The following is a 26065-nucleotide window of genomic DNA, read 5'->3' on the forward strand; positions in this document are numbered from 1 at the left end:
TTCAAAAAATAGGATATAATCACAAACTTAAATCTAAATATATAACTGCACGAAAAACGTATGATGAGCAGAGATTGCATGAAATCCTGCACAACAATGATGGCGGAAAAGGAATGGATATGAATATGAATATGAAGGGATGAAAAAGGCCAACACTCTATATTCAACTGTGAAGGATACCCATAAAGATCATCATTAAAAAAAAAATTTAATCATATAGCGCGAAAAACAGTAAGTATCACTTACAATTCAAAAATCAAAATATATTTTTTAACAACTAAAAAATTAAAGTTATGCATTATTACGACGGACATTTTGGAGGTATGCACCTAATATGGTGGATAATATGGATTATTTTTCTTGTTTGGATTTTCTTCATCCCAGGAGGTATACCATATCAAAAATCAAAGAAAGAGAACCCACTGGAAATTTTAAAGAAACGTTTTGCAAAAGGCGAAATATCCAAAGAAGAATTTGAAGAATCAAAAAAGATTTTAAAATCAGAAAACTAACTCAAAATCCTAAAACTATGCATCGGTTAAATGTTAAAAAACTCGGTTTTGCTTTTGGGTTTACAGGTGCAATACTCTATTTGGGCTGTATGATTGTAATGAGAACGGCAGGTCAAGAAGGTACAATTACCTTTTTTAATAATCTTTTACATGGCTTGGATACCTCAAGCATTATCAGAATGGATGTACCTCTTTTGGAGGCATTCTTTGGCTTTGTCCAAACTTTCATTCTGGGCTGGCTTATAGGAGCATGTATCGGAGCTTTTTATAATGCTCAAATCAAAGTTCAAAAATAGGAAGACCATTTAAGATTTACGCAATATGTCTGGTTAATATGATCACTAAACATTATTTCACCTTATGAAAGAATTCATTTGTCAAATAAAGGCTAGAGAAAAGAAATCCAAAATGAGCCTCATTGCTATACCCACTAATCTAACTTAACCGCACACCTACCTAGTTTGATATGGCATAAAAATCAGGTTAAGAAGTAGTTAGTCTAATAATATCCTCTCTATATATAGACTATCCAGAACTTTTAAAAAACAATAAAGTTTGTATTTATAAAAACTATAATTAATAAAACATTTAAATTATGAAAATAGTGTTAGCAATAGATGGTTCAGATTTTAGTAAATCAGCCGTTACAGAACTTGCAAAACTGCCTTTGCCAAATGACTGTGAAGTTAGTGTTATAAGCGTATATGAGCATCCCGCAATGCTGACCCCAGAACTCATTACAACTACAGGGTCTCTTGAAAACTATTATCAAGAGTTTATAAGAAATGCAGAAAAAATAGGAGAAAAAATCATTTCGGAAGCTGTGAAAGTATTAAAAGATAAAAATCACTCACTTAATATTACAACAGCCGTTGTTAGTGGTGTTCCAATAAGAGAAATTTTAGAAAAAGCAGAATCTTTTGATGCTGATCTAATTGTTGTTGGTTCCCAAGGACAAGGAGCTTTTTCACGCTTTTTGTTGGGTTCTGTTTCGCAATATTTAGCAACACATGCAAAGTGTTCGGTAATGATCGTAAAAGAAAAAGATGTGAAGTAGCATATAACGAACACCTATAGACCGAAAAAGGTTAATAGTATTAAAAGGAGCTATGAGCGCTAACCACTCAAATAATAGTTTAAAAGAATCTGGTTGCAAGGTCAACGATGAAATCGTTCTTATGGATTCCAAATCCGATGAGCTATTTCAGGTCCAAAAAAGGCAACCGCGTGATTATTTGAAATTTTAAGCTAAAACCATCAATTTATTACACGAAGAAATAATTTAAAGATGAAAAACACCAAAGATAAAAACAGGAAGCTTTCCTTAGTAGGTTCCATATCTCTTGGTACAGGCGTAATGATTGGTGCTGGCATATTCGTGCTTATGGGACAAATAGCAGAGTTAGTGGGCGATTTATTCCCGATTGCTTTTATTGCAGGTGCTGTTGTGGCGGGTTTCAGTTCTTATTCCTATGTAAAGTTTTCAAATGCTTTTCCATCCTCTGGAGGGGTCGTGAAATTTTTAAATAAATCCTACGGCCCAGGAACTACGACTGGTGTTTTCTCCTTGTTGATGTATGTCTCAATGGTTGTCTCAGAAAGCCTGGTAGCAGGCACTTTTGGCGCCTATACGCTTCGGTTGTTCCCAGAGAGTTTTGCTGGTTTCGCATCCGTTCTTGGTATTTTGCTTTTGGTAACTGCATATATCGTGAATATTTCAGGCAATAAAGTAATTGGAGTAACAGCCACCTTTACAGCAATTATCAAAGTGGTCGGTATTGCAGTGCTCGCCGTTGCAGGTCTTATAGCTTCGGGATTTGCAGATATTACAGGAAATTATATCCCTCAAAACACCGAAGCCTTACCACAGGGATTAGGCTTTGTAGCCGCATTAGCATTGGCAATCCTCGCCTATAAAGGGTTTACAACCATTACAAATCAGGGCGGGGATATTAACAACCCACATAAAAACCTGGGACGATCCATTATTATTTCTATTCTAATCTGCACGATCATTTATGTAGCTCTGGCTTTGGCAGTGGCTGGAGGCTTAACCATTCCTGAAATTATTGCTGCAAAAGATTATGCCCTTGCGGCGGCCGCGAAACCTGCTTTTGGGGAATGGGGTACTTGGTTTACCATTAGTATTGCAATAATTGCCACAGTATCTGGTGTTATAGCCAGTGTTTTTTCAGCATCGCGCCTGTTGGCTATGTTGAGCAATATGAAACAGGTGCCGTCCTTAAAAAGAATGGGGAACTTTAAAAAGCCCGCCCTCATATTCACGGTATCACTTGCCATTTTACTCACTGCACTACTCGATTTAACAAGGATTGCTTCCATAGGAGCTATATTTTATCTCATTATGGACATTGCAATTCACTGGGGACTTTTCCGCCACCTAAAAAAAGAAGTGAAATTTCAACCTCTCATTCCCTTAATAGCCATAGTAATGGATATCGCAGTGCTCACTGCCTTTCTTTATTTAAAATACTTAAACGATCCATTTGTACTTATCGTTGCAGCTATCGGGATTGTTTTAATAATTGCTGCAGAACGTCTATTTATGATTTCGCATACAGACGATGAAGGTAATATGCCGATGGAAATGAAAATTACGAGCAATAATAACAATTAAAAATATAAGATTATGAAACAAGAAGTAGTAATTAAAGGAATGACTTGTGGAGGTTGTGTAAAGACCGTTGAAGAAGCATTGAGTCAAATAGAAGGCGTAAAAGCGGTATCGGTAAGTCTTTCACCACCACAAGCAGTGATTCATGCAGATAGCGCTATAAGTACGGCACAATTACAGGCGGTATTATCAAAAGCAGGCAATTATGGTATTGTAGGAACTCAAGAGACAAATGAACCAAAAAAATCTGGTGGTGGATGTTGTGGGTAATTGTGGGTGCTAGAAAAATTCAGTCTTTATATTGATAGAGGCTGGTAAATATGCCTTAAAATCGAAATTCATCAGAAAAAAACGTATTAAAATACGAACATAAAAACTAATTAAACAAAAAAAATGAAAAATATAGCAGTTATAGGATACGGAGTCATTGGAAAAAGAGTGGCCGATGCCATTAATTTACAAGACGATATGAAACTGGTCGGGGTTTGCGATGTCATCAGCGATTGGCGCATTCAAAATGCCGTAAGAAAAAATTATAACATCTACGCAGCTACCGAAGAGGCAGCTGATAAAATGGAGTCCGCAGGGATTACAGTAAAAGGTAATATGCAGGAGCTTTTAGAAAAATCAGATCTTGTTGTGGACTGTACGCCTAAAAAAATTGCAGCTCAAAACGTGGCGATATACAAGGAGCAAAATATCAAATTTATTCTACATGGTGGCGAAAAACACGAAACCACAGGACATTCCTTTAGTGCAGAAAACAATTATGAATCAGCTATAAACCTAAATGCTACAAGGGTTGTTTCCTGCAACACCACCTCTATCTTAAGAACTTTGACCGCTTTAAAAAGAGTCGATTTATTGGATTATGCTAGAGGTACACTTTTAAGAAGAGCTACAGATCCTTGGGAAAGTCATTTAGGAGGCATTATGAACACAATGGTTCCCGAAAGAGATATTCCGAGCCATCAAGGTCCCGATGCGCAAAGTGTTGACCCCGATCTTGATGTCATTACTACAGCAATAAAGGTACCCCAAACCTTAAGCCATTTACATTACTGGAACGTGAAGTTAAAAAAACAGGCCTCGAAGGAAGAAGTGCTGAATGCCTTTAAAACTTCCAGTCGCATCAAACTAATACAATATGATCAAGGTTTGGTTTCCAACAACACTATTAAGGAAATGTTTTTGGATATGGGAAGACCTTGGGGCGATATGTATGAAGTGGTCCTCTGGGAAGATATGTTGAAGGTGGTGGGCGATGAACTTTTCTATGCCTATGTGGTAGATAACCAGGCTATTGTTATTCCTGAAACCATTGATGCCATTCGCGCACTTACTGGAATCGAAACCGATCCAAACAAATCTATCGAAAAGACCAATGAAAGTCTTGGAATCAAATAAATTCATCTAAAATGAAAACAGATATAAATATTACAGAACTTTTAGGGGAAAAAGCAGCCTTCTATTTAGATCACGTTTGTGAAAAAATAACAAAGGATGAATTGCAAACCCCAAGTAAGAATAGTCTTGACAAGGTATTTGGCAATAGCAACAGAAATCCACAGGTACTACGAAGTCTTGCCCAATTGTATAACCACGGAAATCTGGCCGGTACCGGCTACTTGAGCATCCTGCCTGTGGACCAAGGCATTGAACATAGCGCAGCCTTTTCATTCTATAAAAACCCTGACTATTTTGACCCCGAGAATATTATAAAACTGGCAATAGAATCAGGGTGCAATGGTGTGGCATCAACCTTTGGGGTATTGGGATTAAACGCTCGAAAATACGCCCATAAAATCCCGTTTATTGTAAAGATTAATCACAACGAATTGCTCACCTACCCCAATAAATATGACCAAACATTATTTGGAAAAGTAAAAAATGCATGGGATATGGGAGCCGTTGCCGTGGGGGCCACCATTTATTTTGGTTCCAAAGAAAGCAACAGGCAACTCAACGAAATAGCCGAAGCTTTTGGAGAAGCACACAATCTGGGGATGGCTACCATTCTATGGTGCTATACACGAAATGAAGCTTTCAAAATAGAGAATGAAGATTATCACGCAGCGGCCGATATAACAGGACAAGCAAATCATTTGGGCGTAACCATTCAGGCAGATATCATCAAACAAAAATTACCAACCAATAATTTCGGATTTAAGGAAATAGGGTTTGGAAAATATGATGATGAAATGTACAAAATGCTTACCACAGACCATCCCATTGACCTATGCAGGTTGCAAGTTGCCAATTGCTATATGGGAAAAATAGGATTAATCAATTCCGGCGGAGGTTCCAAAGGCGAATCAGATATGACCGAAGCTGTGACAACAGCCGTCATCAACAAAAGAGCTGGAGGTTCGGGTTTAATTGTTGGAAGAAAAGCGTTTCAAAAACCCTTTGGGGAAGGCGTTGGATTATTGCAAATGGTGCAACAAGTATATCTGGAAAAGAGTATAACAGTGGCTTAACTTATTTATAAATATTGAAAGAAATAATTAGGAATCAAAAATTAAAACATTGTCATATTTAAAGCTAAAAGTTAAAGAACAACTACAATCAGAGAGAACTAAAATAAATGAGGCAAGATGGATCATACAAATCAGATTAACACTAAAATATCCATAGAAAAACTAGGGATCATACTTAGTCCAAGCAAATTGGGATTTGAGAATAATGGCGTGTTAAATCCAGGGATATTCCAAGAGGGTAAAGAAGTGCATATCTTTTACCGTGCCGTGGAAAATGGCAACTATTCCACCATTGGATATGCTAAAACTAATGAACATTTAGATCTTTTAGAAAGGAAGACGAGCCCTTTGATAACGCGTGATTTTGAATACGAAAAAATCGGCGTAGAAGATCCACGGATAGTTAAAATCGAAGACACTTTTTATTTAACATACACAGCCTATGATGGCATAAATGCCATGGGAGCTTTGGCGACTTCCAAAGACATGAAATGCTTTGAAAAAAAAGGAATCATCACGCCGCCTCTTAACTATAAAGAGTATGAATATCATCTTGAATATTGCAACCAGGACAAGTTGAACCCAAAATATTACCATTATTATAACCTGTTTGCGGAAATAGGAGTTGTCGATGAAAAACACAGGCTGTTACGGGATAAGGATATCGTACTCTTTCCCAAAAAGATAGACAATAAGTTTGTAATGCTACACCGTATATGGCCTGGGATACAAATCGTTAAGTTTGATAAGTGGGAAGACCTTACCAAAGAATTTTGGGAAGATCACATAATGAATCTTACAGATCATATTCTTATGGATCCGCTCTACAATTTTGAAGTAAATTATCTGGGAGCGGGTTGCCCACCAATAGAAACAGAATATGGCTGGCTGTTAATTTATCACGGGGTTTGTGAAACAAATATTGGAAAAACTTACCATGCTGCTGCTGCCCTTTTAGATATAGATGATCCTACAAAAGTACTTGGAAGATTACCTTACCCTCTTTTTTCCCCTTCAGAAAAATATGAAATAGAAGGCGTAGTCAATTATGTTGTATTTCCGACAGGAACCGCTTTGTTCGACGACGATCTTTACATCTACTATGGAGCAGCAGACAAGTATATTGCTGTAGCGAAAGTTAGTTTAAAGATACTGATCACTGAATTACTACTAAATAAAGTATAAAATTTATAAATGATAGAAGGCAATTTGTTATTAAATACCTTCAGAATTAAAACGCTGACACAATTTTAAAAATATGACTTATGAAGAAGAATTTAAAAATGATACTCATTTCTTCCTTTCCTCCACGGGAATGTGGCATTGCGACATTCTCGCAGGATCTTTCTAATGCAATACACCAAATTTACGGGCATACATTACCTGTAGAGATCTATTCTTTGGAAAATGATCAGGAAAAATGTGGAAAAAGAGATAACGTAACAGATACTTTGCATACACCAACATTAGCTGAATATAGAAGAGTTGCTAATGCCATAAATGAACGTGATGATGTAGGAATGATCTGTATTCAACATGAATTTGGTCTTTTCGGCGGAGACTTTGGCGAAAACATTCTGTCATTTATGCTGGCTGTTAATAAACCAATAATATTGGTTTTTCATACAGTGCTTCCTAATCCCGAAAGCAAATTAAAAAGTATTGTAACGGCTCTTTGTGATCTGTCTGAAAAAGTAATTGTCCTCACAGAGAATTCTCGAAAAATTTTGAGAAATGAATACAAAATAATCACAGAAAAAATAGAAGTGATACCTCACGGAACGCACAGTGTACTTTGGAAAGATAAGGAAAAACTAAAAACTAAATATGGATATACGGAGAACATCGTACTATCGACTTTTGGGCTTTTGAGCGCAAATAAGAATATTGAAACTGTTCTCCATGCTTTACCAGAAATTGTAGAAAAACATCCAAATGTTATTTATCTCATTTTAGGCAAAACCCATCCCGAAGTTATCAAAAATGAGGGCGAAAAATACCGTCAAAAATTGACAGATATTATTACCAACCTGAATCTCACAGCAAACGTTCAATTTGTTAATAAATATCTGGAACTTGAAGAGGTTTTGGAATATTTAAACCTTTCAGACCTGTATTTGTTTTCTTCCAAAGATCCTAATCAGGCAGTGAGCGGAACATTAGCGTATGCCATGAGTACAGGTTGTCCCGTTATTTCTACACCTTTTCCGCATGCAAAAGAGTTAATAAATGATTCTAATGGTATTCTACTAAATGATTTTAACAATCCAAAGCAATTCCAAGATGCCATTACCTGTTTATTAGAAAATAATGAAAAAAGAACAGAAATGGGTAGAAATGCATTTTCCAAAATGCGCGCTACCTGTTGGGAAAATGTAGCAATAGGATATGGACGGATCTTCGGAAAGATCACCAACAAAAATGAAGACTTGATTTATCAGTTACCTGAAATAAAAACCTTGCATTTTGAAGAATTAACGACCAATTTTGGAATGCTTCAGTTTGCTAAATTTGATACACCTGATCCTGCTTCCGGCTATACTTTAGATGATAATGCCCGGGCTCTGATTGCGATCATTATGCACTATGAAAAATTTAATAAAAAAGATTCTTTGCTTTTGGCAGCGAGATATCTAAATTTTATGGATTTCGTTCAGCAGGACGATGGCTGGTTTCAAAATTATGTAGACATTAATGGTGAAATTACCGCTCAAAATCTTGAGGTCAATCTGGAAGATGCAAATGGCAGAGCACTTTGGAGTTTAGGCTATGTTTTGTCAAAAAAACCTTTGCTACCTATAAATATGATTGCAACGGCTGAAAATTGTTTTGTAAAAGCCTTGCCAAATATTGCTGCACTTAACTCACCGAGAGCAATAAGTTTCGCATTAAAGGGTCTGTATTATTTCAATACCACTTCTGATAAAAGCATTAAAGAATTATCAGAAAAACTGGTGCAAAAATTATTGCGCTACTATGAAGTCACATCTGATCAGGACTGGAACTGGTATGAAGATTATCTTACCTACGCAAATAGCGTTCTGCCTGAAGCCATGATGTATGCGTACTTAATTTTAGGAAATAAAAAATACAAAGAAATAGCAGAAGTCACTTTTGATTTTCTTCTGTCTCAATATTTCATGAAAGGAAAAATTCAGGTAATTCCTAACAAAGGCTGGTTTCACAAAAGAAATGAACGCACATTTTTTGGAGAACAACCTATAGAGGTAGCTTACACTATGTTCACACTTGAATTATTTTATCAGGTAACGCAAAAAATTAAATATAAAGAACAGTTGCAAATTGCTTTTAGTTGGTTTCTTGGCAATAATCACCTGACTCAAATAATGTATAATCCTGTTAACGGCGGAAGTTATGACGGTTTGGAAAAGGAAAGTATAAATATTAACCAAGGTGCAGAATCAACAGTTTGTTTCCTTCTGGCGAGATTAGTTATTGATAAATGGGAGACGAAAAATGAATCCGAAACCTTTAATATTATGAGCTATGAATCCTGAAACGTCATATATTCTTACTATTAATGGTGGCTCTTCCAGTATCAAATTTTCTTTGTACAGGATGAAAGAACCACTTGAGAGGTTGCTGTATGGAGCGATAGAAAATATTGGCGCCAAAAAGACTAAATTCAATTTTACTACTGCTCATAATTCACAAAAAAGCAGTTATGATATTGAAGCTAAAAATCACGAACAAGCGGCGAACCATTTGGTTGACTGGCTGGAGAAGCAGCAAGACTTTACTTCAGTCTCAGCAATAGGGCATCGCATTGTTCATGGGATGCAACATACCGAACCAGAAATAATTACAGATGAGTTGTTGAATGAATTAAAAAAAATCAGCGACTTTGACCCTGAACATTTGCCCGAAGAAATAAGACTCATAGAAGTATTTAAGAAGCGCCATCCCGGCATAAAACAAATAGTCTGTTTCGATACTTCATTTCATAATTCCATGCCAGTGGTCGCAAAGTTATTATCTATTCCGCGTCGTTATTACGAAATGGGAATCCGCCGATACGGGTTCCATGGGCTTTCTTATGCGTACCTATTGGAGGAACTTGAACGTATCGCTGGAAAAGAAGCTGCAAAAAGCAAAATAATTTTAGCACATCTCGGTAACGGTGCAAGTCTCGCAGCAGTAAAAGACGGAAAAAGTATAGATACGAGTATGGGCTTTACGCCAACATCCGGATTGCCCATGGGCACACGCACGGGCGATCTGGATCCAGGGGTTGCTTGGTATTTAATGCATCATGAAAATTTGACGCCAAAGAAGTTTAGTAATCTTATTAATCACGAATCTGGCTTGCTCGGTATTTCAGAAACCAGCTCAGATATGCGTGAACTAATGAATTATGAAGAAACTGACAACCGTGCCGCCGAGGCCATCGCGCTGTTTTGCTATCAAACAAAAAAATGGATCGGTTCGTTTGCAGCGGCACTTGAAGGCTTGGATATAATAGTGTTCTCAGGAGGAATTGGGGAACATTCCCCCGAAGTGAGAAGCAAAATATGTGACGGTCTTGAATTTCTGGGAATAGAACTGGACGAGGTAAACAATATGAATAATGAAATAGTTATTTCCTCTAACAAAAGTAAAGTAAAGGTATATGTAATTAAAACTAATGAGGAATTGATGATTGCAAAACTGGTTGACAATTTTTTAAAATAATTATAAATATAAATATTATGAAAACAGAAACTATAAATACAGCAGCTGAAACCCTGTCGGCTGAGTTATTGCAAAAAATAAATGCCTACTGGCGGGCAGCAAATTATCTCTCTGTAGGCCAAATGTATCTTTGGGACAATCCGCTGATGCGACAATCGCTAAAACCGGAGCATATCAAACCCATGCTATTGGGTCATTGGGGCACTACGCCGGGACAGAATTTTATTTATGCCCATCTTAATCGTATCATAAAAAAATATGATCTGGATATGATTTATATTTCGGGACCTGGTCATGGTGGTCCAGCGATCGTGGGCAATGTTTATCTAGAGGGAACTTATAGTGAGATTTACCCGAAAATCAGTCAGGACGAAGAAGGTTTACAAAAATTGTTTAAGCAATTCTCTTTTCCAGGTGGTATCCCCAGCCATGTTTCGCCGGAGTGTCCTGGTTCTATCCACGAAGGTGGTGAGTTGGGATATTCTCTTAGCCATGCTTTCGGGGCCGCTTTTGATAATCCTGATTTGATTGTGGCCTGTGTAGTGGGCGATGGCGAGGCCGAGACAGGGCCGTTAGCCACTGCTTGGCATTCCAATAAATTCTTAAATCCTGTCACAGATGGTGTCGTACTACCTATTCTGCATTTGAATGGGTACAAAATTGCCAACCCAGCGGTGCTTGCTCGCATCAGTACTGAAGAATTGGAGCAGCTATTTAAAGGTTATGGGTGGAAGCCTTATTTAATTGAAGGCGATGACCCCATGGAAATGCACCAAATAATGGCGCAATTGATGGATAAAGTGATCGAAGAAATCAAAGCGATAAAAAACAACGCTGTTGAAAACACTGATGCTGAACGTCCCATTTGGCCTATGATTATTTTGAAATCCCCCAAAGGATGGACAGGGCCAAAGTTCGTAGATGGAATACCCATAGAAGGAACTTTTCGAGCCCACCAAGTTCCAATAACAGACCCTATCTCAAATCCTGAACATTTAAAACAATTGGAAGACTGGCTAAAAAGCTATAAGCCCGAAGAACTTTTTAATGAGCAAGGCCATTTTTTACGGGAACTACAAGATTTAGCACCATTAGGAAATAAAAGAATGGGTGCCAATCCACATGCCAACGGAGGCCTGTTGCTAAAGGAGTTGCGGCTACCTGATTTTCGTAATTATGGTTTTGAACAAAAGGAACGCGGTGAAACGGGACCAGGTGATACAAAAATTTTAGGAAAGTTTATAAGAGATGTGATGCTTGAGAATAAAGAGCAAAGAAACTTCAGGTTGTTTGGCCCTGATGAAACATTGTCAAACAAATTGAATGCAGTGTTTGAAGTGACTAACCGCCAATGGGAAGCACCAGTCATTGAAACAGATGAATTTTTAAAGAAAGATGGCCGGGTAATAGAAATGCTCAGTGAGCATCAGTGCGAAGGCTGGCTGGAAGGATATCTTTTAACAGGAAGACATGGATTGTTTAATTGTTATGAAGCCTTCATCCACATCATTGATTCTATGTTTAACCAGCACGCAAAATGGCTGAAAGTTACAGCAGAACTTCCATGGCGCAGGAAGATTGCCTCCCTGAATATTCTTTTGGCATCGCACGTCTGGCGACAGGATCATAATGGGTTTACCCATCAGGACCCAGGATTTCTCGATGTGGTAATGAATAAAAAAGCATCTGTTATACGAGTCTATCTGCCACCAGATGCCAATTGTCTTTTATCAGTAATGGATCATTGTTTTCGGAGTGAACACTACGTGAACGTGGTTGTGGCCGGAAAGCATCCCGCCCCACAATGGCTTTCAATGGAGGAAGCGGTCATCCATTGCACCAAAGGAATTGGTATCTGGACATGGGCAAGTAATGATAAAGATTCAGAACCTGATGTGGTGATGGCCTGTGCGGGGGATGTGCCTACCTTGGAGACTTTGGCAGCAGTATCCATATTACGTGAAAAATTGCCAAATCTAAAAATAAGAGTCGTCAATGTGGTCGATTTAATGAAGTTACAATCCGAGAAAGCACACCCACATGGGTTGAATGATGCCGACTTTGATATGTTGTTTACGAAAACCAAACCGGTCATTTTTGCCTTTCATGGATATCCATGGTTGATTCACAGACTCACCTATAATCGCAGTAACCATATTAACTTTCACGTACGCGGGTACAAAGAAGAAGGCACAATCACTACCGCTTTTGACATGACGGTACTTAACGATATGGATCGTTTTCACATGGTACAGGATGTTCTGGATCGCTTGCCAAATCTGGGTGACGAAGTAGCTTATCTCAAACAGGAAATGCAGGACAAGTTGATCGAGCATAAACACTATATCCGCAAAAACGGACTTGATATGCCTGAAATTAGAAACTGGAAATGGAAAAATTGAGGATGGAGCATTCAATAGACAAGATTAGAAGTGGGGAGAATCAGGTAAACAGAGCCTTCCCTAAATGGCTTTTTTCCGATTGTCTGGAAAAAAATAAAGTTTCAAGAAAGGAAATTTTATAATCAAATAATAGAGCGAAACTTTAATAAATACTAAAAATTGAAAATTATGGACCGAGTAAAAAATAAAGTAGCCATTGTCACAGGAGGTGCCTCTGGCCTAGGAAAATCAAGTGCAATTTTATTGGCACGCGAAGGCGCTAAAATTGTAATTACAGATTTGGATGAAGAAAACGGAAATAAAGTAGTCCAACAAATCAAAGATAATGGCGGTAAGGCAATATTCAGCAAACAAGATGTATCCAAAGAAGATCAATGGAAAAAGGTAATCGAGACTACGCTTAAAACATTTGGAAAGCTACATATTCTGGCCAATGCTGCTGGTATAGCAATCGGTAAAAACGTAGAAGAGATCACGCTTGGAGAGTGGAAAAAACTTTTAAGCATCAATTTGGATGGCAGTTTCCTAGGTACTCAATACGCTATTAAGGCAATGAAAGAATCCGGAGAAGGTGGTTCAATCATTAACTTTTCTTCGATTGAAGGCCTTATTGGCGATCCCAATTTAGCGGCATATAATGCAAGTAAAGGAGGTATAACTCTATTTACCAAGTCCGCTGCACTTCATTGTGCTAAACAAGGTTACGGCATTCGGGTCAATTCAATTCATCCTGCCTATATATGGACGCCATTGGTTGAAAGTCTCCTTAAAGCCCAAGGTGATTTTGAGGAAGGTAAAAAGCAATTAGAAAGCCTGCATCCTATAGGGCATTTGGGAGAGCCAGATGATATAGGTTATGGAGTCGTGTATCTAGCTTCAGATGAATCAAAGTTTATGACCGGTTCAGAATTGGTAATCGATGGTGGTTATACTGCCCAATAAAAGTCAAATCTAAAATTAAAAAAACTATGAAAAACATTCTCGTACCTACAGACTTCTCAGAAAACTGCAATAAAGCAGCAGAACTCGGAATTAAATTGGCTAAGCTTTATAAATCCGAAATCCATTTTTTTCATTTGATGAAAACCCCTGTTGACTGGATAAAGTTAGATAAACAAAAAGAAATGCAGTATCCCGAAACAGTGAAACAAATTGGGAGCGCTAAAGCTGCTTTACGCGAACTGGAAAAAGAAGCGGAACATGAAAGCCTTGAATGCAGAATCTTTCTGGAATTTGATGGTGGACAAACTAATATCCTTAAACATTCTGGTCATTTTCATCACGATTTTATTGTTACAGGAAGTAGCGGCACCAGTGGCGGAGTACGTGAGTTACTTGGAAGTAATGTAGAAAACATTGTAAGAAATGCTGATGTCCCAGTAATTGTCGTTAAGAACCAAGAAGTATCCTTTCCTTTTAAGGATATCGTATTTGTTTCAGATTTTCTTCAAGATGTGAATGAAGCATTTAAGCAAGTAATTTCAATTGCCGAAAAATGTGGAGGACATATTCACTTATTAAGAGTCAATACTGACACAGACTTTAATAGTATTGAACAAGGTCTTGATCCCATCAAGAAATTTTTGAAAAACTTCCCTGCCTTAGATAACTACTCTATGAATGTATATAATGAGCCTGACGTGGAAACCGGTATAAACAATTTCCTACAGTACAAAAATGCTGATTTGATTGCTATGTGCACCAGCGGACGCACTGGGTTTTTAAGCCTCTTCTCCAAAAGTATTGCTGAAGGTGTAACTAATCACTCAGAATTGCCTGTGATGACCATTAAAATATAACCATGAATAAATCAGTCCTAATAAAAAAATATTCCGGTGAGCTCCAGACCTTTGACATCAACAAACTCATCAACTCCTTACGGCGCTCACAAGCAAAGGAAGATATTGTTCAGGATATTGCCTATAAGGTACAAGAGCAACTCGAAGAAGGAATGACCACAAAAGAAATCTATCAAATGGCATTTAAAATGCTAAAAGGCAAATCCAGAGTAAGTGCTTCAAAGTACAAACTCAAAAAAGCCCTGATGGAATTGGGACCATCTGGTTTTCCTTTTGAAAAATTGGTGGGAAAATTATTTGAGCATGAAGGATATAAGACACAAGTTGGTGTAATCGTACAGGGTAATTGTGTGCAGCACGAAATAGATGTGATAGGGCAAAAAGATAACCACCATTATATGATTGAGTGTAAATATCATAGCGACCAAGGAAGGACTTGTAATGTAAAAATACCACTCTATATCCAGTCGAGATTTTTGGATGTAAAAGCGAAGTGGGAAAATCAAAAAGGGCACGAGTCTAAACTTCATAAAGGAGGTTTGTACACCAATACTCGTTTTACATCAGATGCGATACAATACGGTAAGTGTGTGGGATTGTTATTGACAAGTTGGGATTATCCAAAGGGGAATGGCCTTAAAGAACAAATAGATAAGTCTGGCTCCCACCCACTAACCGCTTTAACAACGCTCACAAAAGCCGAAAAAACAAAATTATTGGATAAAGGTATCGTGCTCTGCAAAGAGCTTCACGAAACACCTACTCTATTAAATCAAATCGGAATAGATAAAACAAGACACAAAAAGATTTTAGAAGATTCAGAAGCGCTATGTAAAAGCACGTAACAATTAAAGATAAAAAGTTTAACAATTTTAAAAACAAAACTTATGAAAACTGAAGAATTAAAACAACAGAGCAACATAGATTTCGAACCATTTTACGAAGCCTTGGAAGATGATACCAAATTACTGGAAGAGGCTTTTGAAACAGTTTTGGAGATGGTAAGTACCGACCCAAAAGTTGCCAAGAAAATAGCGCAACTTATTAAAGAAGATTTTCACGGCTTATATAAGGAAGTTGTGGCTTTACACACAACTGAAAAAGACCAAAGTAATGCCACTTCTTGTTGTGGTGGTCACTAACTGGTGAATTGCCTTTTGGTGCAAATTAAATACAGCAACCTAAAAATAACTACAAATGAAAAACAATAAAATAAACATCCACTTTTTAGGGGCGGCAGGTACTGTAACCGGCTCAAAATATTTAGTGGATACGGGAGAGAGAAAGATACTCATAGACTGCGGACTTTTTCAAGGGTTAAAGGAATTGCGTCTTAAAAACTGGGAACATCCACCAGTTGAAGTTTCAGAAATTGATATGGTTTTGCTAACACACGGCCATTTGGACCATACTGGATATTTACCAAGACTGGTCAAACAAGGATTTAAAGGACCCATTTACGGTACTAATCCCACTTTGGATATTGCAAAAATCATACTTAATGATAGTGGCAAAATACAGGAACAGGAAGCTGAACGTGCCAATAAGGAAGGTTATTCAAAGCATAGCCCAGCAGAACCACTCTACGATTTAAAAGATGTAGAAAAAACCATTCCACATTTTAAGGGTATTCCGCAAGCTCAATGGATTCCATTGTTTGATGGTATAAGGGCTCGATTTCAATATAACGGACACATTCTGGGTGCTACTTACATCGAGTTGGATGTACACGGAAAACGTTTTGTTTTTTCAGGAGATATTGGAAGAACGAACGATTTACTATTGTATCCACCTCTAAAACCAAAAAAGGCCGATGTACTTTTCATTGAATCCACTTATGGTGGAAGGTTTCATCCAGATGAAGTGGAAGCACTTCCACAGATTGAAAAATTGGTCAACGACACCATTAATAAAGGAGGAAGTTTATTCGTTCCAAGTTTTTCAGTAGAACGCGCCCAACTAATGATGCTGATTTTTTGGAAATTATTGAAAGAAAAGAAAATTCCAAAAGTTCAAATGATAATGGATAGCCCAATGGGTGCAAGTGTATTGGAGCTGTTCCATCGAACAAGGGATTGGCACAGATTGGAAGACAACGAATGTGATGAAATGTGCTCGAACTTTACCGTTGTAAGCAGTTATCGTGAAACAATGGAATTGCGAACTGATAATAAACCAAAAATCGTGATTGCCGGAAGCGGAATGCTCACAGGAGGCAGAATGCTCAATTATCTTGAAACACAGGCACAAAACCCTAATAATACGTTGCTTTTTGTGGGTTACCAAGCTGAAGGAACTCGCGGAAGAAAATTGCTGGAAGGCGAAAAGGAACTAAAAGTGTACGGAAAATGGGTGTCTTTTAAAATGCAGGTAGCAGAAATTGAAGGTCTTTCGGCACACGCAGACCACGCAGAACTTATGGATTGGATGAGTAAGATAAAAAACAAGCCAGAACGGATTTTCATAGTTCACGGCGAAAATGAAGGTGCGCAAGCTCTTCAAAAAGGCATCAAAGAAACCTATGGTTGGGATGCTCAAATACCACAATTGTACACTATTGAAGAAATAGAATAAATCATAAAACCTTAATAATTCAGAAAGATATGGAACAACACTCAAACATATTAAAATATAAACATCTCGGAATTTATACGCAAAATGAGAATGTGGTATATATGCGAGAAGATTGCCACGTCTGTATTTCAGAAGGTTTTGAAGCATTGACCCGAATTAGAATATCCAATACAAGCACTTCGATAGTTGCAAGTCTTAATATTTTAAATTCAGATATTCTGATGCCCAATGAAATTGGACTTTCAGATTCAGCTGCCGAAAAACTAAATGTTTCCCCAAATGAAACCTTATACGTTTCACACTTGGAGCCAATTGAATCCTTAAGCCACGTTCGGGCGAAAATCTATAATCAAAAGCTCGATTACAAAGCTTTTAGCGAAATAATAACCGATATCGTTGAAGGTGATTATTCCAACATACACCTTTCCGCATTTATAACAGCCTGCGCAGGTGACCGATTGGATATTAATGAGATATCCGATCTCACGAAAGCGATGATCGCTTCAGGGAAGCAATTGAATTGGAACAAAGAAATCGTAGTCGATAAGCATTGTATTGGTGGATTACCTGGAAATAGAACGACGCCATTGATAGTTGCTATCGTTGCCGCTTATGGACTTACAATGCCAAAAACCTCTTCCCGAGCCATCACTTCGCCGGCAGGCACAGCAGATACAATGGAAGTATTGACCAATGTTACGCTTTCTTCCGAAGAAATAAAAAATGTAGTAGAAAATGAAGGTGCTTGCATCGTGTGGGGAGGAACGGCGCAATTAAGCCCTGCGGATGATGTGCTTATAAAAATTGAAAAAGCTTTGGATATTGATAGCGAAGGGCAATTGATTGCTTCGGTACTATCAAAAAAAGCTGCGGCAGGTTCCACACACGTTGTTATTGATATTCCTGTAGGAGAAACCGCCAAGGTACGTAGTACGGAAATGGCACAGCAATTAAAAGAACATATGGAAACGGTGGGCAAAGCTGTTGGTCTAAAAGTAAAAGTTGTTATTACCGATGGTACGCAGCCAGTTGGAAGAGGTATTGGTCCAACATTAGAAGCCATCGATATATTAAAGGTCTTAAAAAATGAAGCTAATGCACCCAAAGACCTATTGGAAAGAGCGTTGTTTTTGGCAGGGGAACTATTGGAGCTTTCTGGAAAAGTTGAAAAAGGAAAAGGAAGGAGAACTGCACAAAAAGTACTCGAATCTGGAAAAGCTTATGAAAAATTTATCGCCATTTGTAAAGCCCAAGGTCGCTTTTCAAAACCAGTTTTAGCACCCTATAAAATCGAAATTAAAGCAGAAAAATCAGGAGTTTTAAAAAGAATCGATAACAGAAAGATTGCTAAACTCGCCAAGCTTTCGGGTGCACCGCAATCTAAATCGGCAGGGATTTCATTGAATGTACATTTGAACGACAAAATTGAAAAAGACCAATTACTGTACACGCTTTATGCAGAATCCAAAGGCGAACTTAATTATGCTATGGAGTACTACAAAAATCACAATGACATAATTAAAATAAATTAATATAAGACGTAAGAAAGAAAAGAGAAAAGAATATGAACAATAAAAAACATACAAGAAATGACCGTGGCATTTTGCTGTTGGGTAGTTTGGCGGTTATCGGAGCGATAATAAGTGTAATAGCGGATTATTTTTCCGGTTGGTCCGATAATACAAACGCTATGACTACTGCCTTTTCCCTTAATTTGGAGAACATAAGGGGATTATTTGAGTATAAGCCTCGTTGGACTTATATACTCGGAAATTATTTGGCGATTTTTTTCCTACCGTTTCATATTATAGGTTCTTATCTGATATACCTCGCTTTAAGACCCGTTAATGAAAAATATGCGAAGTTCTATTTTTATCCTGCGGCATATCTTGCCGTACTTGGTCTGGCTATCACGGCACTTATGCATTTGTTGCTGACATTATTCAATCGGGCAATGAAGACTTGATGCTTAAAATGTTGGATTATTGGTTATACTGGGGTGCGTTTTTAGTAGTGGGTTACTCAATATTGTCAATTTATGCATTTGCCTTAATCCTTAAGAAGAAATCGATATTTCCTAAATGGGTTGCCTTTTTAAGTCCATTAAGCATAATCGTAATAACGACTATTATTAATTTCATTTTACCAAGTAGTATGTCTGGTATAAAAACCTTTTTAACCGTAACGGGACTAAACCTGCCTTTAGCTATTTTTTATTTTATAACAACAAAATATTTGTTGAAAGAAAAAAAAGTGGATTTGATTTTCCCTTAACTATTAAATTAAAAATTATGAAAACAATATTATTCAGTCTTCCTGAAAACGAAAAACTCACAGAACTTTTAGCAACGAAAATGGATGCCGAAGTAGGCAAAGCTACTTTGCGCAACTTCCCTGATGGAGAATCCTATACACGTATATTATCTGATGTAAAGGATAAATGTGTGGTATTGGTCTGCACCTTGCACGAACCAGACGAAAAATTGTTACCACTCTACTTTTTGAGCCATACGGCAAAATCGCTTGGAGCGATGTGTACTTGTTTGGTAGCACCATATCTCGCCTATATGCGTCAGGACAAAGTATTTAATGAAGGTGAAGGCGTTACTTCAGGCTTCTTCGGTAAATTGATTTCAGGTTTCGCCGATAGCATTACAACTGTTGACCCTCACTTGCATAGGATAAGTTCTTTGGGGGAAGTCTATCATATCCCCAATAAAGTAATCCACGCAGCTGATGCTATTTCAAACTGGATAAAAGAAAACATTGAAAACCCTGTTCTTATCGGTCCCGATTCTGAAAGCGAACAATGGGTTTCAGAAGTTGCTAAAAATGCAGGAGTACCATTTACGGTATTGCAAAAAGTGCGTCACGGTGACCGTGATGTAGAGGTCTCGGTTCCTGATGTAGATAAATACAAGGATGCCACACCTATTTTGGTAGATGATATTATTTCAACTGCGCGCACAATGATTGAAACTGTGAAACACCTAAAAAAAGCAGGAATGAAACCACCAATATGCGTTGGCATTCACGCAGTTTTTTCGGGTAATGCCTATCAGGATTTGTTGGATTCCGGTGTAGAAAAAATAGTAACCTGCAACACCATTCCGCATCCTTCAAATGCTATTGATTTGAGCGACGTAATAGCAAAAGAAGTAAAGAAATTAATGCACCATATATGAGAAAACAAAGCTTCATACTATTTTTCATCCTATTCAACCTCACGATGAATGGACAAACTGAAATGCTCATTGGGCAGATTTCAGGCAGAGTTGTAGTTCGGGAAAATTTTGATGATGAAGGTGCTTTTTTGAACAAGCAAACCTTTAAAGCGGGAAAAATTATTGAGAAGAATGGATTTTATGAAATCGAAGTAATCACAGAACTATTTGATAAAGACAAAATATCTACTGACAAATACACAACGACGTATCGCTGTAAACCAGATGAAGCCAGTATAATGGTAATGGCATTTCCGTTTTCCAACCCAAAATCAAAGGAAACCGAAATCAACACCACTTCTAAAAATTTTAAAGAACTATACGATTTGGATAATCTGGAGGATATTGAATTGGAAATGAGTTTTGATTCGGGTTTGTTAAATTTCTTTGGTTCAAAAAGCAGTATCAAGATTTACGACCGAAAATTAGCGGATAACAAAAACAATATTAAATCAAAAATCAATATTAAGGCGTATGCGTGGGGAATTCGCATTAAGCAACTCAACTATATCGTTAACGAGAAATTGAATGAAAATGATTTATTGACCTTTCAGAAATTTACCGAAGCCGATGGTAGTTATTTTACAATCAACTATAAATAAAAACAAATGAAAAGTTACGACACCCTTTCAGAAGCTATTAACGATTTACAGGCGAACGAATATCCCTACGACTTCAATTTAACGCCTGAATGTTTGAAATGTGCTTCGCTGAAAATTGAGATTCATCCTGAAGATTTTAAAGTAGATAAAACCTATCGCTTTGAGGGAATGAGCAGCACTGATGACAATAGCATTCTTTATGCAATATCTTCTAAAGATGGAATTAAAGGACTTTTGGTAGATGCCTACGGTATGTATGCAGAAAACATTTCAGAAGCAATGCGAAAAAAATTACGATAACACTTAAACACTATTATATATGGAAAATCACACCCAAATAGCACTGAGACTAAAAAATATTTAAAACAGTAAAACAACTAAAGATATGAAAACAAGCAATATTAATGTACACGACATGCTATCTGTGTGGAGTGTAGAAGAAGTGGAAAAACACATCAGCGAGGTACCCGGTGTCGAAAGTGTCACAATGAATTACGATACAAAAACCGCCACAGTTCGTTATGACGAAACCCGTCTGGATGTTGCGGATATCAAAACCGCTGTGCGGCAAAGAAGCTATGAGTCCTTCGATCAAAAAGAAAAAGAGGAGTCTGAAACCAAACCGATTGAAAAGGAGGAGAATCCTGATACCATTTCGCCCACCGCTTCAGCAGATTTACCAACCGAAAAAGAAGAGAAAACAAACTCATCTGAGATAAAACAGACTGAAGAAAGGGACAAATCTGAGACCAAACCAACTTCAGAGACCGAAAATCTTGATGTTACTCCACCCAGTGGAACGGCAGGCAAATCTGAAAAAGTAAAAGATGAAGAAAAATCATCTGTAACCGTACAACCAGAAGAAAATGACAAACCTGAAGTCAAACCAACTTCAGAGATCGAAAATCTCGATGTTACTCCATCTAGTAAAACGGCAGGTAAATCTGAAAAATTAAAAGATGATGAGAAATCATCTGCAACCTTACAACAAGAAGAAAAGGACAAACCTAAAGTCAAATCAACAACAATTGGGGAGAAGAAAGAGGCAGATAATGCTGGTATCGATCAAAGTAAAATGGACCATTCAAAAATGGATCATTCAAAGATGGACCACTCGAAAATGAAAGATCCAAAATCAAACGATCATAGTAAGATGAACCATTCTAAAATGGACCATTCAAAGATGGATCATGGAGATCACGATGCTATTCCTATGGGAATGGCAGGCCATGACCATCATAAAATGATGATTGCCGACTTCAAGAAACGCTTTTGGGTAACGGTTGCACTTACAATTCCCATATTGATATTCTCGCCAATGATCCAAGGATTTTTCGGATATGAATTTTTACTTCCGGGTAATCCATATATACTTTTTGCTCTTTCTACTATTGTGTATTTCTATGGTGGATGGCCATTTCTTAAAGGTTTTGTTTCAGAAATAAAGAATGGTGCACCAGGAATGATGACGCTTATATCTATGGCCATAAGTGTCGCTTATTTCTATAGTTCTGCAACTGTATTTGGTCTGCAAGGTGTTGACTTTTTCTGGGAATTGGCGACTCTAATCGCAATTATGCTTATTGGCCATTGGATAGAAATGAAAAGTGTTTTAGGAGCCTCTAAAGCATTACAGCTTCTCGTAAGCATGATGCCTGCTGAAGCTCATAGGGTAAAAGGAGATACTATTGAAGATATTTCACTTGAAGATTTATTAAAAGACGATGTGATATTGGTAAAACCCGGAGAGAAGGTTCCTGCTGATGGTATTATAATAGAAGGCTCAAGTTATCTAAACGAATCTATGCTTACCGGAGAATCGAAACCAGTAAAAAAAGATGAAAAAGATAAAGTAATTGGCGGTTCAGTTAACGGTAATGGCAGCATAAAGGTAAAAGTAGAACATACAGGTAAAGACAGTTACCTCAACAAAGTAATCACAATGGTTGAGGAAGCTCAAAAAACCAAGTCCAAAATGCAAAACCTTTCGGACAGGGCTGCAAAATGGTTGACATATATTGCTTTGGGTATCGGTTTTGGAACATTGGCAGTTTGGTTGCTTTTAGGCTTCCCATTTGTATATGCATTGGAACGAATGGTTACTGTTATGGTCATTGCTTGTCCACACGCACTTGGTCTTGCAATTCCTCTAGTAGTTGCTATTTCTACCTCAGTATCTGCACAAAATGGATTATTGATTCGTAATAGAACGGCTTTTGAAGAATCACGTAAAATTTCAGTGCTGCTTTTTGACAAAACAGGAACATTGACCAAAGGAGATTTTGGTGTTACCAGAATTGAATCTGTAAATGATTCCTATTCAAACGAAGAAATTTTGAGACTGTCCAGTGCCTTGGAACAAAGTTCAGAACATCCTATTGCCGTGGGAATTATAAAAAAAGTCAGAGAAGACAAAATTGACATCCCAAAACTTGAAAACTTTAATGCGATTACTGGTAAAGGTGTGGAGGCAAATGTAGAAGGGAAGCAAGTAAAAGTGGTTAGTCCTGGTTATTTAAGGGATGAAAAAATAGAAATTCCAAAAGATGCTTTTAGTGATGCTGCTGAAACTGTTGTATTTGTATTAATTGATGGGCAACTAGCTGGATATATTGCTCTTGCTGATGAAATAAGACCAGAATCTGCTGAAGCTATTAAAATATTCAAAAAGAACAATATCAAAGTCATAATGGCAACTGGAGATAATGAGATCACGGCAAAAGCAGTGAGCGATAAGCTTGGTTTAGACGGCTACTATGCAGAGGTTTTACCTCATCAGAAAGTTGAGCTAGTTAAAGAATTACAAGGAAAAGGCGAGTTTGTGGCTATGACGGGAGATGGTGTAAACGATGCACCAGCATTAGCGCAAGCAAACGTTGGTATAGCCGTTGGTTCGGGTACAGATGTAGCTGCTGAAACTGCCGATATTATTTTGGTAAATAGCAACCCACAGGATATTGCTAACCTAATCTTATTTGGTAAAGCAACCTACAATAAAATGATTCAAAACTTGATATGGGCAACAGGTTATAATATTGTGGCCATTCCACTAGCTGCTGGGGTGCTATACTCATCAGGCTTTGTTTTAGGACCAGCAGTAGGTGCTGTACTAATGAGTTTGAGTACTATTATTGTGGCCATTAATGCCCAATTATTAAAACGGAAAATCGGTAAAAAATAAATGAAAAGAAAAGAAAAACTCAGCAGGATATTTTTAATCCTGTTGAGTTTATTTGTAGTGATGTTGGGCTATGGCATATTGTTACCAACCCTGCCCTACTATACCGAAAGATTAGCCTTAGCAGATAATCTCGATCCCGACCTTATCAATTTTCATATAGGATTGCTCACAAGTATTTATCCTTTTTTTCAACTTCTCTTTGTAGTAGTTTGGGGAAAGCTCTCTGATAGATATGGTCGTAAACCTATTATAATTATTGGTCTTATTGGTTTTGTAATTATGCAATTACTTACGGGTCTAGCCACATCTCTGACAATGCTATATGTAGCTCGAATTTTTGGCGGTATATTCACTTCTTCGGTTATTCCTGTCAGCAACGCATATTTAAGCGACATTACTTCTGAAAAACGAAGAACAAAAATAATGGCCTGGTCTGGTGTTGCCATTAGTTCAGGAGTTATTTTCGGTCCCGTTATTGGAAGCTTTCTCTCCCAGACGGATTTACATTTACAATATTCTATGGGCCTGCTACATTTAGACCGATTTTCTATACCATTTTTATTCGCTGCCCTACTCGGATTGATTGTTCTTTCCATTGTGTTGAAATGGCTTAAAAACACCCCTCGTGTAAATAAGTTCACGGCACATAAAGTGGGCTTGCGATTCATATTTTGCAAATACTTTATCGTATTACTAATACTATCCTTTGTAGTCCAATTTATATTGACCTTATTTGAAACGGTTTTTTCAATTTACGGAAAAGATGACTTAGGTTTTAACAGCAAACAAGTTGGTATTGGCTTTATGTTATGTGGTGCTATCATGGCTGTTCTACAGCCCGTTTTTGCTACTTATGGAGAAAGATTTTTAACCACAAAGAAACAAATCACACTAGGATTATTCATATCCGGACTATCCTTGATTATCTTTCCATTTTTTAAGAATGAATTTTTCGTATATGGACTAATCGTTGTTTTTGCTGCTGGCATTGCTATGGTAATACCTAATTTATTATCGGCCGTTTCATTAACTTCTAAAGAAAACACGGGTCGAAATATATCAATACAGAGCTCGACCAATAGTATTGGTCAGATTCTAGGTCCCGTTTTAGGAACTTGGCTTCTTGCTGGTGGTATTTACTATCCTTTCATGATTTCTGGAAGCATTACCTTGGTTGCTATAGGCTTTGTGTTCTTCCTTAAGACCCCAGACAGGCACATAGATGACCATCCACAGACAGCAATTATTGATAACTAGCCCAATTTTAAAGTCCTGAATATTTTGTGTAAGTCAATTCATGTGAAGGCTTCCGTATAAATAATACAGTCATAAAATTGGATCCTTCATATTTGTACCATGAAAGTAATTGAATTATCTCACGTTTGAGTTCACTATTCGCCAACATAATGACAATGCTATAGCAAGAATCCTTACCCTTCTGAGCTTTAGGTTTAAGACTTAAATCCCGGTAAATGTTATACAGGAATATCCCACCCTGATATTATGGACTTTAAACCCAATAATATTATTGAAATAATAGATGGATACAAATGGACAAAACCGAATCGATGGTTGTAACCAAAAAGCACTAGGTGTTCAGATAAGCAAGAACTGAATATTGTTTAAACTAATTTTTGATTCAAACATCGTCTGTAAATTTCCCTTTATATATTTGAACAAATAACAAAACTTATGAAAATACATCTTAATCTACTAATTACGAGTAGCTTAAATCGAGGTGCGTAATTCGGTGCGTGCTTAATGAATCCATACCAATAACCAACTGATAATCAGAATTTTAATTAAATAATAATAATCCCTCTTTCTCCGCAAGGAATGCATCAAATTCCACTAAAACCCGATAAACACTATGTTTATCGGGTTTTTTAATTTTCACAAATAGCAATTAATCACAAATAACACCAACTTATAAGGGGCACATTCGGTGTCACTTCCAAGACTTC

23 protein-coding genes and 1 pseudogene are annotated in these 26065 nt (G+C 37.4%); all 24 read left to right on the forward strand.

Translation table 11 applies throughout. The features are described from left to right. The first annotated feature begins 293 nt into the window (after positions 1-293). The 24 genes and pseudogenes from ACOH2D_RS05415 (at position 294) to ACOH2D_RS05530 (ending at position 25358) form a co-directional block, all read left to right on the forward strand. Positions 294-512, forward strand: a complete 219-nt coding sequence (locus tag ACOH2D_RS05415) for an SHOCT domain-containing protein (protein WP_449534608.1) — start codon at positions 294-296, stop codon at positions 510-512. A gap of 17 nt (positions 513-529) precedes the next feature. Next, positions 530-808: a DUF5676 family membrane protein gene (locus ACOH2D_RS05420; RefSeq protein WP_449534609.1), complete on the forward strand. Its 279-nt coding sequence runs from the start codon at positions 530-532 to the stop codon at positions 806-808. Positions 809-1107: 299 nt separating this feature from the next. Beyond that, on the forward strand, positions 1108-1569 hold the full coding sequence (locus ACOH2D_RS05425) for a universal stress protein (protein ID WP_449534610.1): 462 nt from the start codon (positions 1108-1110) through the stop codon (positions 1567-1569). Between the two features lie 231 nt (positions 1570-1800). Beyond that, complete coding sequence (locus ACOH2D_RS05430; protein ID WP_449534611.1) at positions 1801-3150, forward strand: APC family permease; 1350 nt, start codon at positions 1801-1803, stop codon at positions 3148-3150. A 12-nt stretch (positions 3151-3162) separates the two neighbouring features. Next, positions 3163-3417 (forward strand): heavy-metal-associated domain-containing protein, encoded by a 255-nt coding sequence (locus ACOH2D_RS05435; RefSeq protein WP_449534612.1) that lies wholly within the window; start codon positions 3163-3165, stop codon positions 3415-3417. 123 nt (positions 3418-3540) lie between these two features. After that, positions 3541-4554, forward strand: a complete 1014-nt coding sequence (locus ACOH2D_RS05440) for a type II glyceraldehyde-3-phosphate dehydrogenase (protein WP_449534613.1) — start codon at positions 3541-3543, stop codon at positions 4552-4554. 11 nt (positions 4555-4565) lie between these two features. Then, on the forward strand, positions 4566-5627 hold the full coding sequence (locus tag ACOH2D_RS05445) for a class I fructose-bisphosphate aldolase (RefSeq protein WP_449534614.1): 1062 nt from the start codon (positions 4566-4568) through the stop codon (positions 5625-5627). 117 nt (positions 5628-5744) lie between these two features. Continuing rightward, positions 5745-6812, forward strand: coding sequence for a glycoside hydrolase family 130 protein (locus tag ACOH2D_RS05450; RefSeq protein ID WP_449534615.1), 1068 nt, complete (start codon positions 5745-5747; stop codon positions 6810-6812). 80 nt (positions 6813-6892) lie between these two features. Then, positions 6893-9145, forward strand: coding sequence for a glycosyltransferase (locus ACOH2D_RS05455; protein WP_449534616.1), 2253 nt, complete (start codon positions 6893-6895; stop codon positions 9143-9145). After that, entirely contained in the window at positions 9135-10319 is a 1185-nt protein-coding gene (locus ACOH2D_RS05460; RefSeq protein WP_449534617.1) for an acetate/propionate family kinase, read from the forward strand. Before ACOH2D_RS05455 ends, ACOH2D_RS05460 begins: the two co-directional genes overlap by 11 nt. Before the next feature lie 17 nt (positions 10320-10336). Further along, positions 10337-12721, forward strand: coding sequence for a phosphoketolase family protein (locus ACOH2D_RS05465; protein WP_449534618.1), 2385 nt, complete (start codon positions 10337-10339; stop codon positions 12719-12721). A 168-nt stretch (positions 12722-12889) separates the two neighbouring features. Further along, positions 12890-13663: an SDR family oxidoreductase gene (locus ACOH2D_RS05470; protein WP_449534619.1), complete on the forward strand. Its 774-nt coding sequence runs from the start codon at positions 12890-12892 to the stop codon at positions 13661-13663. Positions 13664-13689: 26 nt separating this feature from the next. Continuing rightward, positions 13690-14520, forward strand: coding sequence for a universal stress protein (locus ACOH2D_RS05475; RefSeq protein WP_449534620.1), 831 nt, complete (start codon positions 13690-13692; stop codon positions 14518-14520). Positions 14521-14522: 2 nt separating this feature from the next. Then, a complete protein-coding gene (locus ACOH2D_RS05480) occupies positions 14523-15365 on the forward strand; it encodes a restriction endonuclease (protein ID WP_449534621.1) in 843 nt (280 codons plus the stop codon). Between the two features lie 42 nt (positions 15366-15407). Then, positions 15408-15662 (forward strand): hypothetical protein, encoded by a 255-nt coding sequence (locus tag ACOH2D_RS05485; RefSeq protein ID WP_449534622.1) that lies wholly within the window; start codon positions 15408-15410, stop codon positions 15660-15662. 55 nt (positions 15663-15717) lie between these two features. Then, positions 15718-17094 (forward strand): MBL fold metallo-hydrolase RNA specificity domain-containing protein, encoded by a 1377-nt coding sequence (locus tag ACOH2D_RS05490; RefSeq protein ID WP_449534623.1) that lies wholly within the window; start codon positions 15718-15720, stop codon positions 17092-17094. 29 nt (positions 17095-17123) lie between these two features. After that, on the forward strand, positions 17124-18626 hold the full coding sequence (locus ACOH2D_RS05495) for a thymidine phosphorylase family protein (protein WP_449534624.1): 1503 nt from the start codon (positions 17124-17126) through the stop codon (positions 18624-18626). 32 nt (positions 18627-18658) lie between these two features. Then, a complete protein-coding gene (locus ACOH2D_RS05500) occupies positions 18659-19060 on the forward strand; it encodes a DUF6796 family protein (protein ID WP_449534625.1) in 402 nt (133 codons plus the stop codon). Positions 19061-19385: 325 nt separating this feature from the next. Continuing rightward, positions 19386-20279: a ribose-phosphate pyrophosphokinase gene (locus tag ACOH2D_RS05505; protein ID WP_449534626.1), complete on the forward strand. Its 894-nt coding sequence runs from the start codon at positions 19386-19388 to the stop codon at positions 20277-20279. After that, entirely contained in the window at positions 20276-20920 is a 645-nt protein-coding gene (locus tag ACOH2D_RS05510) for a hypothetical protein (protein WP_449534627.1), read from the forward strand. Before ACOH2D_RS05505 ends, ACOH2D_RS05510 begins: the two co-directional genes overlap by 4 nt. Before the next feature lie 6 nt (positions 20921-20926). Then, positions 20927-21220, forward strand: a complete 294-nt coding sequence (locus tag ACOH2D_RS05515; protein ID WP_449534628.1) for a phosphoribosylpyrophosphate synthetase — start codon at positions 20927-20929, stop codon at positions 21218-21220. A gap of 85 nt (positions 21221-21305) precedes the next feature. Further along, positions 21306-21488, forward strand: a pseudogene (locus ACOH2D_RS05520) (heavy-metal-associated domain-containing protein); the annotation flags it as partial. A gap of 507 nt (positions 21489-21995) precedes the next feature. Further along, on the forward strand, positions 21996-24101 hold the full coding sequence (locus tag ACOH2D_RS05525) for a copper-translocating P-type ATPase (protein ID WP_449534669.1): 2106 nt from the start codon (positions 21996-21998) through the stop codon (positions 24099-24101). Then, on the forward strand, positions 24102-25358 hold the full coding sequence (locus ACOH2D_RS05530; RefSeq protein ID WP_449534629.1) for an MFS transporter: 1257 nt from the start codon (positions 24102-24104) through the stop codon (positions 25356-25358). The last annotated feature ends 707 nt before the right edge of the window (positions 25359-26065 follow it).

It is taken from the genome of Gelidibacter sp. (genome assembly GCF_053579655.1).

Excerpts from the sequence above, each read along its gene's own strand:
- ACOH2D_RS05415 (WP_449534608.1), top strand. The coding sequence starts at position 294 with ATGCATTATTACGACGGACATTTTGGAGGTATGCACCTAATATGGTGG.
- ACOH2D_RS05420 (WP_449534609.1), top strand. The coding sequence starts at position 530 with ATGCATCGGTTAAATGTTAAAAAACTCGGTTTTGCTTTTGGGTTTACA.
- ACOH2D_RS05425 (WP_449534610.1), top strand. The coding sequence starts at position 1,108 with ATGAAAATAGTGTTAGCAATAGATGGTTCAGATTTTAGTAAATCAGCC.
- ACOH2D_RS05430 (WP_449534611.1), top strand. The coding sequence starts at position 1,801 with ATGAAAAACACCAAAGATAAAAACAGGAAGCTTTCCTTAGTAGGTTCC.
- ACOH2D_RS05435 (WP_449534612.1), top strand. The coding sequence starts at position 3,163 with ATGAAACAAGAAGTAGTAATTAAAGGAATGACTTGTGGAGGTTGTGTA.
- ACOH2D_RS05440 (WP_449534613.1), top strand. The coding sequence starts at position 3,541 with ATGAAAAATATAGCAGTTATAGGATACGGAGTCATTGGAAAAAGAGTG.
- ACOH2D_RS05445 (WP_449534614.1), top strand. The coding sequence starts at position 4,566 with ATGAAAACAGATATAAATATTACAGAACTTTTAGGGGAAAAAGCAGCC.
- ACOH2D_RS05450 (WP_449534615.1), top strand. The coding sequence starts at position 5,745 with ATGGATCATACAAATCAGATTAACACTAAAATATCCATAGAAAAACTA.
- ACOH2D_RS05455 (WP_449534616.1), top strand. The coding sequence starts at position 6,893 with ATGAAGAAGAATTTAAAAATGATACTCATTTCTTCCTTTCCTCCACGG.
- ACOH2D_RS05460 (WP_449534617.1), top strand. The coding sequence starts at position 9,135 with ATGAATCCTGAAACGTCATATATTCTTACTATTAATGGTGGCTCTTCC.
- ACOH2D_RS05465 (WP_449534618.1), top strand. The coding sequence starts at position 10,337 with ATGAAAACAGAAACTATAAATACAGCAGCTGAAACCCTGTCGGCTGAG.
- ACOH2D_RS05470 (WP_449534619.1), top strand. The coding sequence starts at position 12,890 with ATGGACCGAGTAAAAAATAAAGTAGCCATTGTCACAGGAGGTGCCTCT.
- ACOH2D_RS05475 (WP_449534620.1), top strand. The coding sequence starts at position 13,690 with ATGAAAAACATTCTCGTACCTACAGACTTCTCAGAAAACTGCAATAAA.
- ACOH2D_RS05480 (WP_449534621.1), top strand. The coding sequence starts at position 14,523 with ATGAATAAATCAGTCCTAATAAAAAAATATTCCGGTGAGCTCCAGACC.
- ACOH2D_RS05485 (WP_449534622.1), top strand. The coding sequence starts at position 15,408 with ATGAAAACTGAAGAATTAAAACAACAGAGCAACATAGATTTCGAACCA.
- ACOH2D_RS05490 (WP_449534623.1), top strand. The coding sequence starts at position 15,718 with ATGAAAAACAATAAAATAAACATCCACTTTTTAGGGGCGGCAGGTACT.
- ACOH2D_RS05495 (WP_449534624.1), top strand. The coding sequence starts at position 17,124 with ATGGAACAACACTCAAACATATTAAAATATAAACATCTCGGAATTTAT.
- ACOH2D_RS05500 (WP_449534625.1), top strand. The coding sequence starts at position 18,659 with ATGAACAATAAAAAACATACAAGAAATGACCGTGGCATTTTGCTGTTG.
- ACOH2D_RS05505 (WP_449534626.1), top strand. The coding sequence starts at position 19,386 with ATGAAAACAATATTATTCAGTCTTCCTGAAAACGAAAAACTCACAGAA.
- ACOH2D_RS05510 (WP_449534627.1), top strand. The coding sequence starts at position 20,276 with ATGAGAAAACAAAGCTTCATACTATTTTTCATCCTATTCAACCTCACG.
- ACOH2D_RS05515 (WP_449534628.1), top strand. The coding sequence starts at position 20,927 with ATGAAAAGTTACGACACCCTTTCAGAAGCTATTAACGATTTACAGGCG.
- ACOH2D_RS05525 (WP_449534669.1), top strand. The coding sequence starts at position 21,996 with ATGGACCATTCAAAAATGGATCATTCAAAGATGGACCACTCGAAAATG.
- ACOH2D_RS05530 (WP_449534629.1), top strand. The coding sequence starts at position 24,102 with ATGAAAAGAAAAGAAAAACTCAGCAGGATATTTTTAATCCTGTTGAGT.